This window comes from Embleya sp. NPDC020630, from assembly GCF_044334985.1.
Classification (GTDB): domain Bacteria; phylum Actinomycetota; class Actinomycetes; order Streptomycetales; family Streptomycetaceae; genus Embleya.
In genome coordinates this window covers 1165682-1180574 of record NZ_JBIRUB010000002.1, presented here as the reverse complement: position 1 = coordinate 1180574, position 14893 = coordinate 1165682, and the positions used below count along the sequence as shown (strand labels likewise).

Sequence of the window (14893 nt, the reverse complement as noted above, 5' to 3'; positions counted from 1 at the left end):
AATCAACCGATTCCGGGGATGAGCGAGACGAGCAGGTCGATGATCTTGATCCCGACGAACGGGGCGATCAGGCCGCCGAGGCCGTAGATCCGCAGGTTGCGGGCGAGCAGCTTGTCGGCCGACATCGGCCGATAGCGCACACCGCGCAGCGCGAGCGGGATCAGGGCGACGATGATCAAGGCGTTGAAGATCACCGCCGAGATGATCGCCGACTCGGGGGTGGCGAGCTGCATGATGTTGAGCTTGTCCAGCGGGCCCAGGGCCTCGGCGCCCTTGATGCTCGCGAACATGGCCGGGATGATCGCGAAGTACTTCGCGACGTCGTTGGCGATGGAGAAGGTGGTCAGCGCGCCGCGCGTGATCAGCAACTGCTTGCCGATCTCCACGATCTCGATCAGCTTGGTCGGGTTCGAGTCGAGGTCGACCATGTTCCCGGCCTCTTTGGCCGCCGACGTGCCGGTGTTCATCGCCACGCCGACGTCGGCCTGGGCCAGCGCCGGGGCGTCGTTGGTGCCGTCGCCGGTCATCGCGACCAGCTTGCCGCCCGCCTGCTCGCGCTTGATCAGCGCGAGCTTGTCCTCGGGGGTGGCCTCGGCGAGGAAGTCGTCCACGCCCGCCTCGTCCGCGATCGCCTTGGCGGTCAGCGGGTTGTCGCCAGTGATCATCACCGTGCGGATGCCCATGCGGCGCAGCTCGTCGAACCGCTCCCGCATGCCCTCCTTGACCACGTCCTTGAGGTGGATGACGCCCAGGATCCGGGCGCCCTCGGTGTCCTCGACCGCGACCAGGAGCGGGGTGCCGCCGGCGGCGGAGATGGCGTCGACCAGTTCGCCGGACCGGGCGGGGACGGTGCCGCCGCGCTCGGACACCCAGGCGTTGATCGCGGAGGCGGCGCCCTTGCGGACCATGCGCACGCCGCGCTCGTCGCTCAGGTCGACACCCGACATCCGGGTCTGCGCGGTGAAGGCGACCCACTCGGCGTGGGCGAGTTCGCCCTGGTGCCGCTCGCGCAGCCCGTACCGTTCCTTGGCCAGCACCACGATCGAGCGGCCCTCGGGCGTCTCGTCGGCGAGCGAGGACAGTTGCGCCGCGTCGGCCAGTTCCGCCTCCTCGACCCCGTCCACGGGGACGAACTCCGACGCCTGCCGGTTGCCCAGCGTGATCGTGCCGGTCTTGTCGAGCAGCAGCGTCGACACGTCGCCCGCCGCCTCCACGGCGCGCCCCGACATGGCCAGCACGTTGCGCTGCACCAGCCGGTCCATGCCGGCGATGCCGATCGCCGACAGCAGCGCCCCGATGGTGGTCGGGATCAGGCAGATCAGCAGCGCGACGAGGATGATCATCGACTGCTCGGCGTGCGCGTACATCGCCATCGGCTGCAGCGTGACGACCGCGAACAGGAAGATGATCGTCAGCGAGGCGAGCAGGATGTTGAGCGCGATCTCGTTCGGCGTCTTCTGCCGGGCGGCACCCTCGACGAGGGCGATCATCCGGTCGATGAAGGTCTTGCCGGGCTCGGTGGTGATCTTGACGACGATCCGGTCCGACAGCACCTTCGTGCCGCCGGTGACCGCCGAGCGGTCCCCGCCCGATTCGCGGATCACCGGCGCGGACTCGCCGGTGATCGCCGACTCGTCCACACTCGCGACCCCGTCGACGACGTCGCCGTCACCGGGGATGATGTCGCCGGCCTCGCAGACCACCAGGTCGCCGATGGCCAACGCGGTGGCCGCGACCTTCTCCTCGCGGCCGTCGACCAGGCGGCGGGCGACCGTGTCGGTCTTGGCCTTGCGCAGCGTGTCCGCCTGCGCCTTGCCGCGTCCTTCGGCGACCGCCTCGGCCAGGTTGGCGAACACCACGGTCAGCCACAGCCAGACGGCGACCAGCCAGGCGAAGGTGCTCGGGTCCTTGATCGCCATGACGGTGGTGATCACCGAGCCGATCTCGACCACGAACATGACCGGGGTGCGGACCATGATCCGGGGGTCGAGCTTGCGCAGCGCGCCGGGCAGCGACTTCAGCAGTTGACGGGGTTCGAACAGGCCTGCCGAGACCCGGCCGGGGCCGGCGGGGGCATCGACGTGTTCCTCGGTGGGGCGTATTGCGGTGTCTGTCATGCCAATCCCTCGGCAAGCGGCCCGAGAGCCAGGGCGGGGAAGAAGGTGAGGCCGGTGATGATCAGGATCACGCCGACGAGCTGGCCCACGAACAGGGGCTTGTGCGTCTGCAGGGTGCCCGCGGTGTCGGGGACGCTCTTTTGTTCGGCGAGTCGACCGGCCAGGGCCAGGACCAGCGCGATCGGCACGAACCGGCCGATCAGCATGGCCAACCCGATCATCGTGTTGTAGAACTCGGTGTTCGCGCCGAGCCCGGCGAACGCGCTGCCGTTGTTGTTCGCCCCCGAGGTGAACGCGTACAGCACCTCCGAGATGCCGTGTGGCGAGTCGGAGTTGAGGATCGCCGCCTGTTCGCCGGGCAGCGCGATGGCGATGCCGGTGAAGGTCAGGATGGTCGCCGGCACCACGAGGATGTACATCGCGACCAGCTTCATCTCGCCGGCGCCGATCTTCTTGCCCAGGTATTCGGGCGTGCGGCCGACCATCAGACCGGCCACGAAGACCGCCAGGATCGCCATGATCAGGATCCCGTACAGACCCGAGCCGACGCCGCCCGGCGTGATCTCGCCGAGCATCATGCCCAGCATGGTGATGCCGCCGCCGAGGCCGGTGAACGAGGAGTGGAACGAGTTGACCGCGCCGGTGGAGGTCATCGTGGTGGAGACCGCGAAGACCGACGAGCCGGGGATGCCGAACCGCTGTTCCTTGCCCTCCATCGCGCCGCCGGCCAGTTCCGGCGCGGCGCCGTTGCCGTGCGCCTCGGTCCACCACATCAGGCAGACCGCGACGAACCAGATCACGAACATCGCGGCGAGGATCGCGTAGCCCTGCTTGAGGTTGCCCACGAGCCGGCCGAAGGTGCGCGGCATGGAGAACGGGATGACCAGGATCAGGAAGATCTCGAACAGGTTGGTGAAGGCGTTCGGGTTCTCGAACGGGTGCGCCGAGTTGGCGTTGAAGAAGCCGCCACCGTTGGTGCCCAGCTCCTTGATCACCTCCTGCGAGGCCACCGGACCACCGGGGATGGTCTGCGACCCGCCCGACAACGTCTGCACGGTGTGCGGGTCGGAGAGGTTTTGGATCGTGCCGGACGCGACGAGCACGATCGTGCCGATGATCGCGATGGGCAGCAGGATCCGGATCGAACCGCGGATCAGGTCGACCCAGAAGTTGCCGATCTCACCCGAGCGGACCCGCACGAACCCGCGCACCAGCGCGATCGCCACGGCCATGCCCACGGCGGCCGACACGAAGTTCTGCACGGTCAGGCCGACCATCTGGACCGTGTGGCCCATGGCGGTCTCACCGGAGTACGACTGCCAGTTCGTGTTCGCCGTGAACGACGCCGCGGTGTTGAACGCCTGGTCCGGCGTGATCGGCTTCATCCCGAGGTCGAACGGCAGGTGGTCCTGGAACCGCTGCAGGGCGTAGAGCCCGAGCAGCGAGAACATGGAGAAGCCGAGCACGCTGCGCAGGTAGACGGTCCAGCGCTGTTCGGCGTTCGGATCGGCGCCGATCAGCTTGTACAGGACGCGCTCGCCGCGCAGGTGTTTGTCACTGGAGTACACGCGGGCCATGTAGTCGCCGAAGGGGCGATGTACCGCGGCCAGGACGCCTATCAGCAGGGACAGCTGGAGTATCCCCGCGAGCGTGACGCTCACCTAGAACCTCTCGGGGAAGATCAGGGCCAGGACCAGGTAGCCGAGCAGGGCGATGGCGACGCTCAGGCCGACGATGCCGTCTGCGTTCACAGCTTCGCCACCCCCTTGGCGATCACGACGACCAGCGCGAAGAACGCGATCGTCAGGCAAACGAAGGCCAGATCAGCCATCGCGGGTACTCCTTGGAACGGACGGGCGCTTGATCGCCCGTGGCGAGCTCATTGATAGCAGTTCCAAGCCGTCAAAAGTCGCCATAAAAGGGGTAAAACCGAAAGCGTTGGCGGCGCCCTAACGTGCTTATATGCCTTCTTGACGCGCCCTTGACATCAAGATTCGCGAGTGCCCGGAACCGCAACGCACAAAGCCCGGCCCCGCCTTTCGGCGGAACCGGGCTTCGGTGTCCTCGGGGCATAGCGGTCGAGCGGTGGGGCTAGCGCACCTCGGTGATCTCCGGGCCGCGCTGGAAGGGGTCCAGGTCGCCCGCGAAGCGGTTGTCCTCGGCGCCCTGCTGCGGCACCGCGAGCCCGCTGTTCGGGTCCACCTGGGCGTTCTCCGGCAGGCGCAGCAGGATCGGGTCGCGCGGCGCCATCGGGTCGTTGCCGCGGACCACGACGGTGTCGCGGAACATGGCCTCCAGGTCGGCGCCCACGGCGGGATCCACCGCGGCCCGGCCGGAGATCACCCCGCGCAGGAACCAGCGCGGGCCGTCGCAGCCGACGAACCGGACCAGCTGGTGGCCCTGCGTGCCGTCGGGGAGCTGGACCGGCACCTGGGCGCGCAGCTCCCAGCCCAGGCCCGCGTCCTGCTCGTCCACGACGCCACCCTGCTGGGTGATGCCGGAGGCGATCTCGGCGCGCACCTCGTGCCAGATGCTCTCGTTGCGCGGGGCGGCGAACGCCTGCAGCTGCAGGCCGCTGTCCTCCAGCACCACGGTGGCCGCGATGATCATGTCGTTGGAGACCTCGACCCGCAGCTCCATTCGCGGATCGGCCGGGATGAGCATCCCGCCGAGGTCGATGCGATCCTCGTGCGGATCCTCGAGCTCGTCGAAGTCCCACGGTCCGTCCGGCCGGGGCGCGGGCGGGACCGGTCGACTCAGTTCGTCGAGGTCCGCGTCGTCGGAGTCCGATGCGGCTCCGGCGCCGGGCGCCTCGTCGGCATCGTCCTCGTCCTCGATGATCTCGTTGAGGTCTTCGCGCTCCTCGACGGGCAGATCATCCTTTTCGCTGCGTCGGCGACGACCGAACACGTCACAGTCCTTCCCTGTCGGAAGCCGAGTGTTGCACGATGCCCGCGCTGCCCGCCGCGCCGACGCTCGAAACGCCGACCGCCGCGTGCCCGCCGGTGGAACCGAAGCCGCCTTCGCCCCGCCCGGACCCGGGCAGTTCGGCGACCTCGTGGAACCCCGCTCGCTCGACCCGTTGGATCACGAGTTGGGCGATACGGTCGCCGCGTCGGAAGACGACCGGCGTACGCAGGTCGTGATTGACCACGACAACCTTGATTTCGCCACGGTATCCCGCATCGACTGTGCCCGGGGCGTTCACCAGGGATACTCCGCACCGCGCGGCGAGTCCCGAGCGCGGGTGTACGAACGCGGCGTAGCCGTCGGGCAGCGCGATCGCGATGCCCGTGGGCAGCACCACGCGCTCCCCGGGGGCGATCTCCGCGTCCTGCGCGGTCACCAGGTCGGCCCCGGCGTCGCCGGGGTGCTCGTATGCGGGCAGCGGCAATTCGGGGTCGAGCCGGCGCACCAGGACGTCCACACTCGTGCTCACGGGTTCACCTCGAACGCTCGGCCGGCCTTGATCAGATCGGGGTTGTCCAGCACGCGCCGGACTTCCTCCGCACGTCCATTGTCGACGAAGTGCTCGAGTCCGACGCTGACGAACAACGCGGCCGCCTCGACCGCGATCGGCCCGTCCGGGGCGTCGAGCCGGCCCGCCGCACGCGAGTAGATCTTGCGGCCGGCCACCGCCTCGCACCAGGCGTGGATGTACAGGGTGCTGCCCACCGGCACCGGGCGGCGGAAGTCCGTCTCCAGGTGCCCGGTCACCGCCGTGGTGTGCAGCATGTATCCGATCGCCCCGAGCGCCTCGTCGAACGCGCAGGTCAGCAGCCCGCCGTGGGCCAGGCCCGGGGCGCCTTGGTGTTGGGCGGTGACGGTGAACTCGGCGTCCACGGATACGCCCTCGCCGGCGCGCGTACGAAGGCGCAGCCCGCCCGGGGCGGCCTCGCCGCAGCCGAAGCAGTCGCTGTAGTGCTCGCCCAGCTCGGTGCCGGGCGACGGGGCGTCCGGGTGGGGCTGGGGCACCACCGCGTCCGGAGGCGGGGTCAGGGATGTTGGTCGACTCACGCCGAAGGACACTACCGTCGTTCCGACCGACACCTGCGCAGAGGCTCGGGGGCCTCGAGCGCCGCGGCCCGAGAGGGTCGCGGGACGGAAGGAAGCGCATGACCAAGAGTGTGGTCGTCACCGGGGCGACCGGTGGGATCGGCCTGGCCGTGGCCTTGGAGCTGGCCGGATCCGGGTTCGACGTGATCGGCACCGCCCGGACCGAGGAGAAGGCCGAGCGGCTGCGCGAGAGCGCCGAGCGGGCCGAGGTGGGCGTGCGCACGGTCCTGCTCGACGTCGCCGACGCCACCTCGACGGTGCGGGCCTTCACCGAGATCGCCCAGATGACCGACGGCGGCCCGTGGGCGGTGGTCAACAACGCCGGCATCGCCCAGCCGGGCGCGATCGAGGACGTGGACGACGAGGGGGTCCGCGCGCAGCTGGAGACCAACCTGGTCGCGCCCGCGCGCATCGCGCGCCTGGTCCTGCCGCAGATGCGCCGTCGCCGCGACGGGCGGATCGTCAACATCTCCTCGATCTCCGGCCGGGTCTCCTCACCCTTCGTGGGTTGGTACTGCGCGAGCAAGCAGGGCTTGGCGGCGATCTCGAACGCGCTGCGGATCGAGACGGCCGGTTTCGGCGTCAAGGTGGTGCTGATCGAGCCGGGCAGCTTCGGCACCGACATCTGGGAGCGGAGCATGGCCCGGATGCCGCCGCGCAAGACGTCGGCGTACCACGACTCCTACGAGGTCGCCGACGAGGTGTTGCGGCGGGCCAAGACGCTGCCCGATCCGGCTCCGGTGGCGCACGCGGTGCGCACCGCGCTGAGCGTGCCCCGGCCGCGCCCGCGCTACCTGGTGGGCAACGACGCCCGGGCCGGGGCGGCGCTGGACCTGCTGGCCCCGACCGTGCTTTCGGATTACGCCAAAGGAGTGGCGACGGGCCTGCGTACGCCCCCGGAGGGGGTCACGCGCGCCCTCGCCCGGTTGACCCGGCGGCACGGCCCCCGCTGAGACCCGCGGGTCGCCCATGACAGGCTTGGGGCCATGCAGGCGTACAGCGAACGACTCGGCGTGCCGGCCTCGTGGTGGGCCCTGACCGTGCTCATGGCCGTCTCGGGCGGGCTGGTGGGCCTGGCCTTCGGGATCGTGCCGACCATCGTGCTCACTCTGGTCCTGGGCGCGCTGACCGCGTGGGCCACGAGCGCCTACGGCTCGGCGCGGATCACCGTGACCGAGACCGAGGTGTGCGCGGGGCGCGCGCGGGTGCCGCTGAGCGCGCTGGGCGCGGGCGTCGCGCTCGACCCCGAGCAGGCGCGCTCGTTGCGGATGGAGAACGCCGATCCGCGCGCGTTCATGCTGCTGCGCGCCTACATCCCCGGGGCGGCGCGGATCGAGGTGGTCGACCCGGCCGATCCGACGCCCTACCTCTACCTGTCCTCGCGCAACCCCCAGCGTCTGGTCGACGTGGTGGCCGCGCTGCGCGCCCGCGCCTGAACCGGTCGCGAGCGGGCCCGGCCCGACTCGATCGAGCCGAAGGGGCTCGATCCGGACCGGCGCCGACAGTCAAGAACGCCCGCCCTGTGCCGGCGGACGTTCGACTTCGTACGTCATGCGTGCGTCTTCGGTGTCTCCCGTGCCCCTTGTCGTGTCCTTGTGTTCAAGGACGCTCGGCGAACGTCGACGGTCCAACTCCTGCCGGTACCCGTGTGGCGTGTGCAGGGTTGCCGTTCATCGCCGGTCGTCCTCGACCGAACACGGTCAGGCGCAGTCGCTGCAGATCGGCTGGCCGTCCTTTTCCTTGGCCAGCTGGCTGCGGTGGTGCACCAGGAAGCAGCTGGAGCAGGTGAACTCGTCGGCCTGCTTCGGGACGACCCGGACGGACAGCTCCTCATTGGAGAGGTCCGCGCCGGGAAGCTCGAGAGACTCGGCCTGCTCGAACTCGTCGACGTCGACCGAACCGGCCGACTTGTCCACGCGCCGAGCCTTCAGCTCCTCGATGCTGTCTTCGTTGATGTCGTCGTCGGTCTTACGCGGGGTGTCGTAGTCGGTTGCCATGTACCTCTCCCCCTCCGGGTGGATCTGCGGTGCTCAGTCGTGCAGGCACCGCCCCTGAACCTTCATTGGACGATGCCTTCAGCGCACGTAACGCGCGAGGGGCCGGAGTTGTGCCCGACCCGAAGCGCAGATTTTGCCTTACATCAAGGCTCGTTACGCAATCGACACCCAACCGAACCCCCAAAGAGGTGACTTGGTTGGATGGGGGGCCACTGTAACCCCGTACCGCCCTGCACAACCAGGAGGAATCGTGACGGTCTACGCGCTGGGTGATCAAGTACCCAAGGTGCACCCCGATGCGTATGTGCACCCGGACGCGGTCGTGATCGGCAGCGTGGAGATCGGCGCGGATTCTACGGTGTGGCCGGGCGCCGTATTGCGCGCGGACCACGGCCGCATCGTGATCGGCGAGCGCACGTCGGTACAGGACGGGTGCGTCCTGCACACCACGGCGCCGTGGCCGACGGTAGTGGGCGACGAGTGCGTGATCGGTCACATTGTGCATTTGGAGGGCTGCGTGATCGAGGATCGTTGCCTGGTCGGCAACGGCGCGGTGGTCATGCATCAGGCCGTGGTGCGCACGGGTGCCCTGGTGGGAGCGGGTGCGGTGGTCGGAAATCGGATCGAGGTGCCGTCCTACGCGATGGCGCTCGGGGTGCCGGCGAAGATCCGGGAGAACGCGGTCAAGCCCGGGGCGTTCGCCGAGGCGGTGCGCAGCTACGTCGACAACGGCCGCCGTTTCCGCCGCGACCTGCGCCGCCTGGACTGATCCGCAGCCGCCGGCCGCGCTGACCGGATGTGTCCGATCGCACACGCGGGCGCGGGTTTGAATGCCCGGATCGACCCGTATATAAGTGCGACACGGGGGGTTGGATCCATACGGGGAGATACGTGCTCGAGTTGGCCGGCCTGGACAAACGGTTCGGCGCGAAGGTCGTCCTGGACGACCTCTCGCTGACCGTGCAGCCAGGCCAGATGTTCGGATTCGTCGGCACCAACGGGGCGGGCAAGACCACGACCATGCGCATCGCGCTGGGCGTGTTGGCGGCCGATCGGGGCGAGATCCGCTGGCGGGGTGCGCCGGCGGACCGGAAGGTGCGACGACGCTGGGGATACATGCCGGAGGAACGCGGCCTGTATCCGAAGATGCGCATCCGGGACCAGCTGGTCTACCTGGCCGAGCTGCACGGGATGTCGCGGACCGAGGCGCAGACGTCGGCCGCGCGCTGGTTGACCCGGCTGCGGGTGACCGGCGCTCCCGGGGACCGCCTGGAGACCCTGTCGCTGGGCAATCAGCAGCGTGTGCAACTGGCCGCCGCTCTGGTGCACGAGCCGGAGCTGCTGGTCCTGGACGAGCCGTTCTCCGGCCTGGACCCGGTCGGTGTGGACGTGATGGCCGGCGTGTTGCGCGAGCGCACGGCGGCGGGCGCCTCGGTGGTCTTCTCCAGTCATCAGCTCGAACTCGTCGAGTCGCTCTGCGACGCGGTCGGGATCATCAACGGCGGGCGCATGCACGCCTCGGGCACGGTGGCCGAATTGCGCGGCGACGATCGCGCGGTGCGCTATCGGGTGCGCGTGGCGGGGGCGCCCGCGGGTTGGGCGGACGCGCTGCCCGGCGTGCGGGTGCTCGGCCCGGCCGCAGAGGACGCGGTGCTGGTCGAACTGCTCCCGGGGACGAGCGAGCAGGCGCTGCTGGACGCGGCCCGGGCGGCGGGCCGGGTGCTCGCCTTCGCGCCCGCCGCGCCCTCCCTGGCCGAACTCTTCCGCGAGGTGGTCAACGGCGAGGGCGCCGGCCCCGAGGCAGGTGACCCCGAGGCAGGCGACCCGCCGGCCTCGAACCCGGAGGCAGGCGGCTCCGAGGGCGCGAACCCGGCGGTCGGCGAGGAATCGGAGGTCGGCGCGTGAGCACCGGTGGCAGCACGTTTTGGTCCGCCGTGCGTCTGGTCGCGCGCCGCGAGTTCACCGAACGCATCCGGGATCGGGGTTTCCAGATCTCGGTGGGCGTCATGCTGGTGATCCTGCTCGCCTCGGTGGCCATTCCGGCCGCGATCGGCGGCGGCTCGGACAAGTACGACGTGGCCTTCCTCGGCCCGCAGCGCACGCAGCTGGCGCAGACCGCCGAGCGCCAGGCGGCGCTGCTCGACGTGGACGTGCGCGTGGGCACGGTGGCCGACCGCGCGGCGGCGGAGAAGGCGCTGGCCGACGGCAGACTGGACGCGGTCGTGGACGACGGCCGGATCCTGGTGGACTCCAAGCTGTCCGACCCGCTGGCGGCCGTGCTGCAGAGCGCCTGGGCCACGGTGGAGCGCGATCTGCGGCTGAGCGCGAGCGGCATCGACCCGGGCGCGGTGAACCAGGCGTCGGCGATCCAACCGATGCCCAAGACCACGCTGGATCCCGACGCCGACCAGCGTGACGCGCGCAAGGGCATCGCCTTCGTCGGCACCCTGGTGCTCTACGGCATGTTGATGCTCTTCTGCATGTGGGTGGCCAGTGGCGTGGTGGAGGAGAAGTCGAGCCGGATCGTGGAGATCTTGTTGGCCACCGTGCCCGCCCGGGCGCTGCTGACCGGCAAGGTCCTCGGGATCGGCCTGCTCGGGCTGCTGCAGATGCTGGTGACCGCGGTGGTCGGGTTGGCCGCGGCGTCCGCGCTCGGCAGCGTCGAGTTGACCGGGGCGATGATCTACCCGGTGGCACTGGTGCTGCTGTGGTTCGTGGTGGGCTACGCGCTCTACGCGTGCATGTTCGCCGCGGCGGCGGCGCGGGTGTCCCGCCAGGAGGATCTGCAGAACGTGATCACGCCGATGACCTCGCTGCTGATCGCCTCGTTCCTGGCCGCCGTCTTCCTCGGGCAAAAGGGCGGCACGATCGCCCACGTGCTTGCCTACGTCCCGCCGTTCTCGGCGATGCTTCAGCCGGTGCTGACCGCCGCCGACAAGGTGTCGGTGGTGGAGAACCTGGTCGCCTTCGCGATCGCGCTGCTGGCGCTGGTGGGGCTGGTGCGGCTCGCGGCACGGATGTACGAGGGCGCGGTGTTGCGGATGGGTGGCAAGGTCGGCTTCAGGGAATCCCTCGGCACGGCCCGCAAGGGCTGACCCGGGCACCGCGCGCGACGTCGGGCCGGGGTCGGCCCGGGAACCGCGTACGACGGGCCCGCCGCCTCCGATCGGGAGGCGGCGGGCCCGTCGCGCGTCGTGGTGGCGGTCAGGCGCGGTTGGCCGCCTTGCGGGCCTCCACGGCCAGTCGGCGCTCCTCGAAGCGGGTCGCCTGGGTGTTCAGGCCGTCCAGGAACACCGCGAGCTCCTCGCGGGCCTTCTCGCCCTCGGGGCCCAGGTCGGTGCGCTCCATCACCTTGAGGTTGCGCAGCACCGGCAGGAGCACGTCGTTCTGGTGGATCGGCAGGTTGTACACGCCGCCCACGGCGAGCTTGGCCGCCGCGCGCTCGAAGCCGCCGATGCCGTATCCGGGCATCCGGAAGTCGGTGACCATGTCGGTCACCGCGCGCATCGCCTGGTCCGGGGCGAGCTCGAAGGCGGCCCTGAGCAGGTTCCGGTAGAAGACCATGTGCAGGTTCTCGTCGGTCGCCACCTTCGCGAGCAGCTGCTCGGCGATGGGGTCGCCGCAGGTGCGGCCCGAGTTGCGGTGCGAGACCCGGGTGGCCAGCTCCTGGAAGGTCACGTAGGCGATCACGTGCAGCGGATTGTCCATGTGGTCGCCCTGGTAGCCGGCCTCCATGTGCTCCATCCGCGAACGCTCCAGCGCGACCGGGTCCACCGCACGGGCGGCCATCAGGTAGTCGCGGATCGCGATGCCGTGCCGGCCCTCCTCGGCCGTCCACCGGTGCACCCACGTGCCCCACGCGCCGTCGCGGCCGAACATCGCCGCGATCTCGTAGTGGTAGCTGGGCAGGTTGTCCTCGGTCAGCAGGTTCAGCGTCAGCGCTATCCGGCCGACGTCGGTGAGCCCCGACTCCTCCGGGGTCCACGCCTCGCCGCCGAGTACGCCGTCGAAGTCGCGACCCGCGCTCCACGGCACGTACTCGTGCGGGAACCACTCCTTGGCCGCGGCGAGATGGCGGTCGAGCTCGACGGCGACGACCTGCTCCAACTCACGAAGCAGGTGCGGGCCGGTCGGTGCGGCGGCGAGAAGATTCATCGGCACTCCAGTGCATAGGCAGACGGCGTCGTACAGCGGCAGACAGGGAGGACGACGCTGTGCATCGCCCGCACGACGCGTCCCTACGTTCCCGTAACTTACGACAGCGTAGGTTGGTTCCACCCTCAGACGGAAATGTGATCCCCGACTCTCGTACACATGTACGAATACGGGCGTTCGCGGCGGCTCTCGACAGCGGGCCGCCGCCGGCCGGAAACAGTCGGTGACGACGAGTGGGCGATCAGCCGACCGGGAAACCGATCCGCATCATCAGCCCGCCCTCTTCCCGGGGCTCGACCTCGATCCAGCCGCCGTGCGCACGCACGATCGAACGCACGATGGACAACCCCAGGCCCACGCCCTTGTCGCTGGCGATCCGCTCGGTCCGCAGCCGCCGGAACGGCTCGAACATGTTGTCCACCTCGTAGGCGGGCACCACCGGCCCGGTGTTGGTCACGGTCAGCACCGCGACCCCCGCGCCCGACTCGGTGGAGATGTCGACGGTGCCGCCGGCCCGGTTGTAGCGCACCGCGTTTTGGATCAGGTTCATCGCGACCCGCTCCAGCAACACCCCATTGCCCTGGAGCACGGCCGGACCCAGCTCGTCGTGCAGGGTCACCTCGCGCTCGGCCGCCTCGGCGCCGGTCTGGTCCACCGCGCGGCGGGCCACCTCGGCCAGGTCCACCGGCTTGCGCTCGGTCAGCTCGTTGTCGCTGCGGGCCAGCAGCAGCAGGCCCTCGATCAGTCCCTCGCTGCGCTCGTTGGTGGCCAGCAAGGTCTTGCCGAGCTGTTTCAGCTCGACCGACGCCTCCGGGTCGCCGAGCGCGACCTCCAGGAGGGTGCGGTTGATCGCCAGCGGTGTGCGCAGCTCGTGCGAGGCGTTGGCGACGAACTTGCGCTGCGACTCCAGCGAGCGGTCCAGCCGGTCGAGCATGTCGTCGAAGGTGTCGGCCAGCTCCTTGAACTCGTCGTCCGGCCCCTCCAGGTCGATGCGCCGGTGCAGGTTGGATCCGGCCACCTCGCGGGCGATGGAGGTGATCCGTCCCAGCGGGCGCAGGACCCGGCCCGCCATCACGTAGCCGAAGCCGAAGGCGATCACCGAGAGCAGCAGCAGCGCGAGCAGCGACTGCTGCAGCAGCGAGTTCAGCGCCGCGTCGCGCTGGTGGATCTGCTGGAGGCTCTGCCACTGGTCGAACTGGTCGGGCGTCATCGGCACACCGTTGATGGTCATCAAGGTGTTCGGGGCCAGGGTCAGATTCAGCCGGCCCTCGTTCAGGCTCTGCCGCACCAGCAGGTAGACGGTGGCGAGCAGGAGCACCCCGGCGATCACGAACATGCCGCCGTAGAGCGCGGTCAGGCGCATCTTGATGGTGGACCGCAGCAGGTCCGGAAGCTGTGAGGGGGCCATCCGCGACAGCCGCGACATCTCCGCCGCGTCGTCGGCGTCGCGGCCCAGGATCAGCCGCCGACCGCCGGCGGTCGGGCGCTGCGGGTCGCGGCCCGCCTCGCGTGCGGGCTCGCGGTTCGGTTTGGTGGGCGGCGCGCTCGGCGGCGCGCTGGGGCGCGGCGGCTGGGGCGGCCGGCCCGGGCGCGGCGGCGGTCCGGAGCGCGGCGCGGCGGCGGACCCGGCCGAGGCGGGCGCGGGCGCGGTCGAGGCGCCCGGGGCCGGTGCCGCGGTCGACCCCGACGTCGGGGCGGGGGGTGTCGCCGCGGCCGGGGTCGCGGCGGGGCCGGCTTCCGCCGGGACGGCCCGAGAGCTGTCGTTCATGGCGGTCCTCAAATGCGGTATCCGGCGCCGGGCACCGTCAGGATGACGGGCGGCTCGCCGAGCTTGCGGCGCAGCGTCATCACCGTGACGCGGACGACGTTGGTGAAGGGGTCGGTGTTCTCGTCCCAGGCCTTCTCGAGCAGCTGCTCGGCCGAGACCACCGCGCCGTCGGCGCGCATCAGCACGTCGAGGACGGCGAACTCCTTGGGTGACAGGTGCACCGGCACCCCCTCGCGCAACACCTCGCGCCGGTTCGGGTCGAGCCGGATACCCGCCCGCTCCAGGACCGGCGGCAGCGGGGAGACGGCCCGCCGGCCGAGCGCGCGCACCCGGGCGATCAGCTCGCTGAACGCGAACGGTTTGGGCAGGTAGTCGTCGGCGCCCAACTCCAGGCCCTCGACCCGGTCGCTGACGTCGCCGGCGGCGGTCAGCATCAGCACCCGCATCGGGATGCCGGTGTCCACGACCGCCCGGCACACGTCGTCGCCGTGCACGATCGGCAGGTCCCGGTCGAGCACCACCACGTCGTAGTCGTTGACGGCGATCCGCTCCAGGGCGGCCTCCCCGTCGTATACGACATCGACGGCCATGGCCTCGCGGCGCAACCCGGTAGCGACCGCGTCCGCCAGAAGCTGCTCGTCCTCGACTACGAGAACCCGCACCGGCTGTGCCTCCTGCTCGAAAGACTCGAAAACTTCGCGGGACGCGAAGGAATCGAGGATGAAGACGGGGATGGAGATGAGGTGGATCCGTTGTCCATCTTCCCTCGCGGCCCGGTAAAGCCCCGGTAAGCCGGCGCC

15 protein-coding genes are annotated in these 14893 nt (G+C 70.2%); 5 read left to right on the top strand and 10 right to left on the bottom strand.

The genetic code is table 11. From position 1 onward, the window contains the following. Nucleotides 1-2: 2 nt before the first annotated feature. The 6 genes from kdpB to ACH4XV_RS11240 all read right to left on the bottom strand — a co-directional run bounded on the left by kdpB (nucleotide 3) and on the right by ACH4XV_RS11240 (nucleotide 6134). A complete protein-coding gene (gene kdpB, locus ACH4XV_RS11265; protein WP_395788545.1) occupies nucleotides 3-2117 on the bottom strand; it encodes a potassium-transporting ATPase subunit KdpB in 2115 nt (704 codons plus the stop codon). Continuing rightward, a complete protein-coding gene (gene kdpA, locus ACH4XV_RS11260; RefSeq protein WP_395788543.1) occupies nucleotides 2114-3778 on the bottom strand; it encodes a potassium-transporting ATPase subunit KdpA in 1665 nt (554 codons plus the stop codon). Before kdpA ends, kdpB begins: the two co-directional genes overlap by 4 nt. After that, the gene (kdpF, locus tag ACH4XV_RS11255) at nucleotides 3779-3868 is read right to left on the bottom strand and encodes a K(+)-transporting ATPase subunit F (RefSeq protein ID WP_391581698.1); all 90 of its coding nucleotides are present in this window, start codon (nucleotides 3866-3868) and stop codon (nucleotides 3779-3781) included. A gap of 340 nt (nucleotides 3869-4208) precedes the next feature. Further along, a complete protein-coding gene (locus ACH4XV_RS11250; protein WP_395788540.1) occupies nucleotides 4209-5027 on the bottom strand; it encodes a DUF3710 domain-containing protein in 819 nt (272 codons plus the stop codon). Nucleotide 5028: 1 nt separating this feature from the next. Further along, a complete protein-coding gene (dut, locus tag ACH4XV_RS11245) occupies nucleotides 5029-5556 on the bottom strand; it encodes a dUTP diphosphatase (RefSeq protein ID WP_078974946.1) in 528 nt (175 codons plus the stop codon). Continuing rightward, a complete protein-coding gene (locus ACH4XV_RS11240) occupies nucleotides 5553-6134 on the bottom strand; it encodes a PaaI family thioesterase (RefSeq protein ID WP_395788538.1) in 582 nt (193 codons plus the stop codon). Before ACH4XV_RS11240 ends, dut begins: the two co-directional genes overlap by 4 nt. A 98-nt stretch (nucleotides 6135-6232) precedes the next feature. Here ACH4XV_RS11240 and ACH4XV_RS11235 point away from each other — a divergent pair, with 98 nt between their 5' ends. Then, entirely contained in the window at nucleotides 6233-7126 is an 894-nt protein-coding gene (locus ACH4XV_RS11235; protein ID WP_395788536.1) for an SDR family oxidoreductase, read from the top strand. A gap of 33 nt (nucleotides 7127-7159) precedes the next feature. After that, nucleotides 7160-7609 (top strand): DUF3093 domain-containing protein, encoded by a 450-nt coding sequence (locus ACH4XV_RS11230; RefSeq protein WP_379996094.1) that lies wholly within the window; start codon nucleotides 7160-7162, stop codon nucleotides 7607-7609. A gap of 264 nt (nucleotides 7610-7873) precedes the next feature. Here ACH4XV_RS11230 and ACH4XV_RS11225 read toward each other — a convergent pair whose 3' ends face one another. Continuing rightward, complete coding sequence (locus ACH4XV_RS11225; RefSeq protein WP_078974949.1) at nucleotides 7874-8170, bottom strand: DUF4193 domain-containing protein; 297 nt, start codon at nucleotides 8168-8170, stop codon at nucleotides 7874-7876. A gap of 250 nt (nucleotides 8171-8420) precedes the next feature. Between ACH4XV_RS11225 and ACH4XV_RS11220 the strand changes: the two genes are divergently transcribed. The 3 genes from ACH4XV_RS11220 (at nucleotide 8421) to ACH4XV_RS11210 (ending at nucleotide 11265) form a co-directional block, all read left to right on the top strand. Continuing rightward, nucleotides 8421-8939 carry a gamma carbonic anhydrase family protein gene (locus tag ACH4XV_RS11220; RefSeq protein WP_395788534.1) on the top strand — a complete coding sequence of 173 codons (519 nt, stop codon included), beginning with the start codon at nucleotides 8421-8423 and terminating at the stop codon, nucleotides 8937-8939. A 122-nt stretch (nucleotides 8940-9061) separates the two neighbouring features. Then, nucleotides 9062-10075, top strand: a complete 1014-nt coding sequence (locus ACH4XV_RS11215; RefSeq protein WP_395788532.1) for an ABC transporter ATP-binding protein — start codon at nucleotides 9062-9064, stop codon at nucleotides 10073-10075. Then, a complete protein-coding gene (locus ACH4XV_RS11210; protein ID WP_395788530.1) occupies nucleotides 10072-11265 on the top strand; it encodes an ABC transporter permease in 1194 nt (397 codons plus the stop codon). The genes ACH4XV_RS11215 and ACH4XV_RS11210 overlap by 4 nt, the downstream gene beginning before the upstream one ends. A 109-nt stretch (nucleotides 11266-11374) precedes the next feature. On the opposite strand, the gene ACH4XV_RS11205 is transcribed toward ACH4XV_RS11210, so the two are convergent. From ACH4XV_RS11205 to ACH4XV_RS11195, 3 genes are all read right to left on the bottom strand, one after another. Next, nucleotides 11375-12325, bottom strand: a complete 951-nt coding sequence (locus ACH4XV_RS11205) for an acyl-ACP desaturase (RefSeq protein WP_395788528.1) — start codon at nucleotides 12323-12325, stop codon at nucleotides 11375-11377. A 241-nt stretch (nucleotides 12326-12566) separates the two neighbouring features. Continuing rightward, nucleotides 12567-14093: a sensor histidine kinase gene (locus ACH4XV_RS11200; RefSeq protein WP_395788526.1), complete on the bottom strand. Its 1527-nt coding sequence runs from the start codon at nucleotides 14091-14093 to the stop codon at nucleotides 12567-12569. 8 nt (nucleotides 14094-14101) lie between these two features. Next, complete coding sequence (locus ACH4XV_RS11195) at nucleotides 14102-14755, bottom strand: response regulator transcription factor (RefSeq protein ID WP_078974953.1); 654 nt, start codon at nucleotides 14753-14755, stop codon at nucleotides 14102-14104. Between the last annotated feature and the right edge of the window lie 138 nt (nucleotides 14756-14893).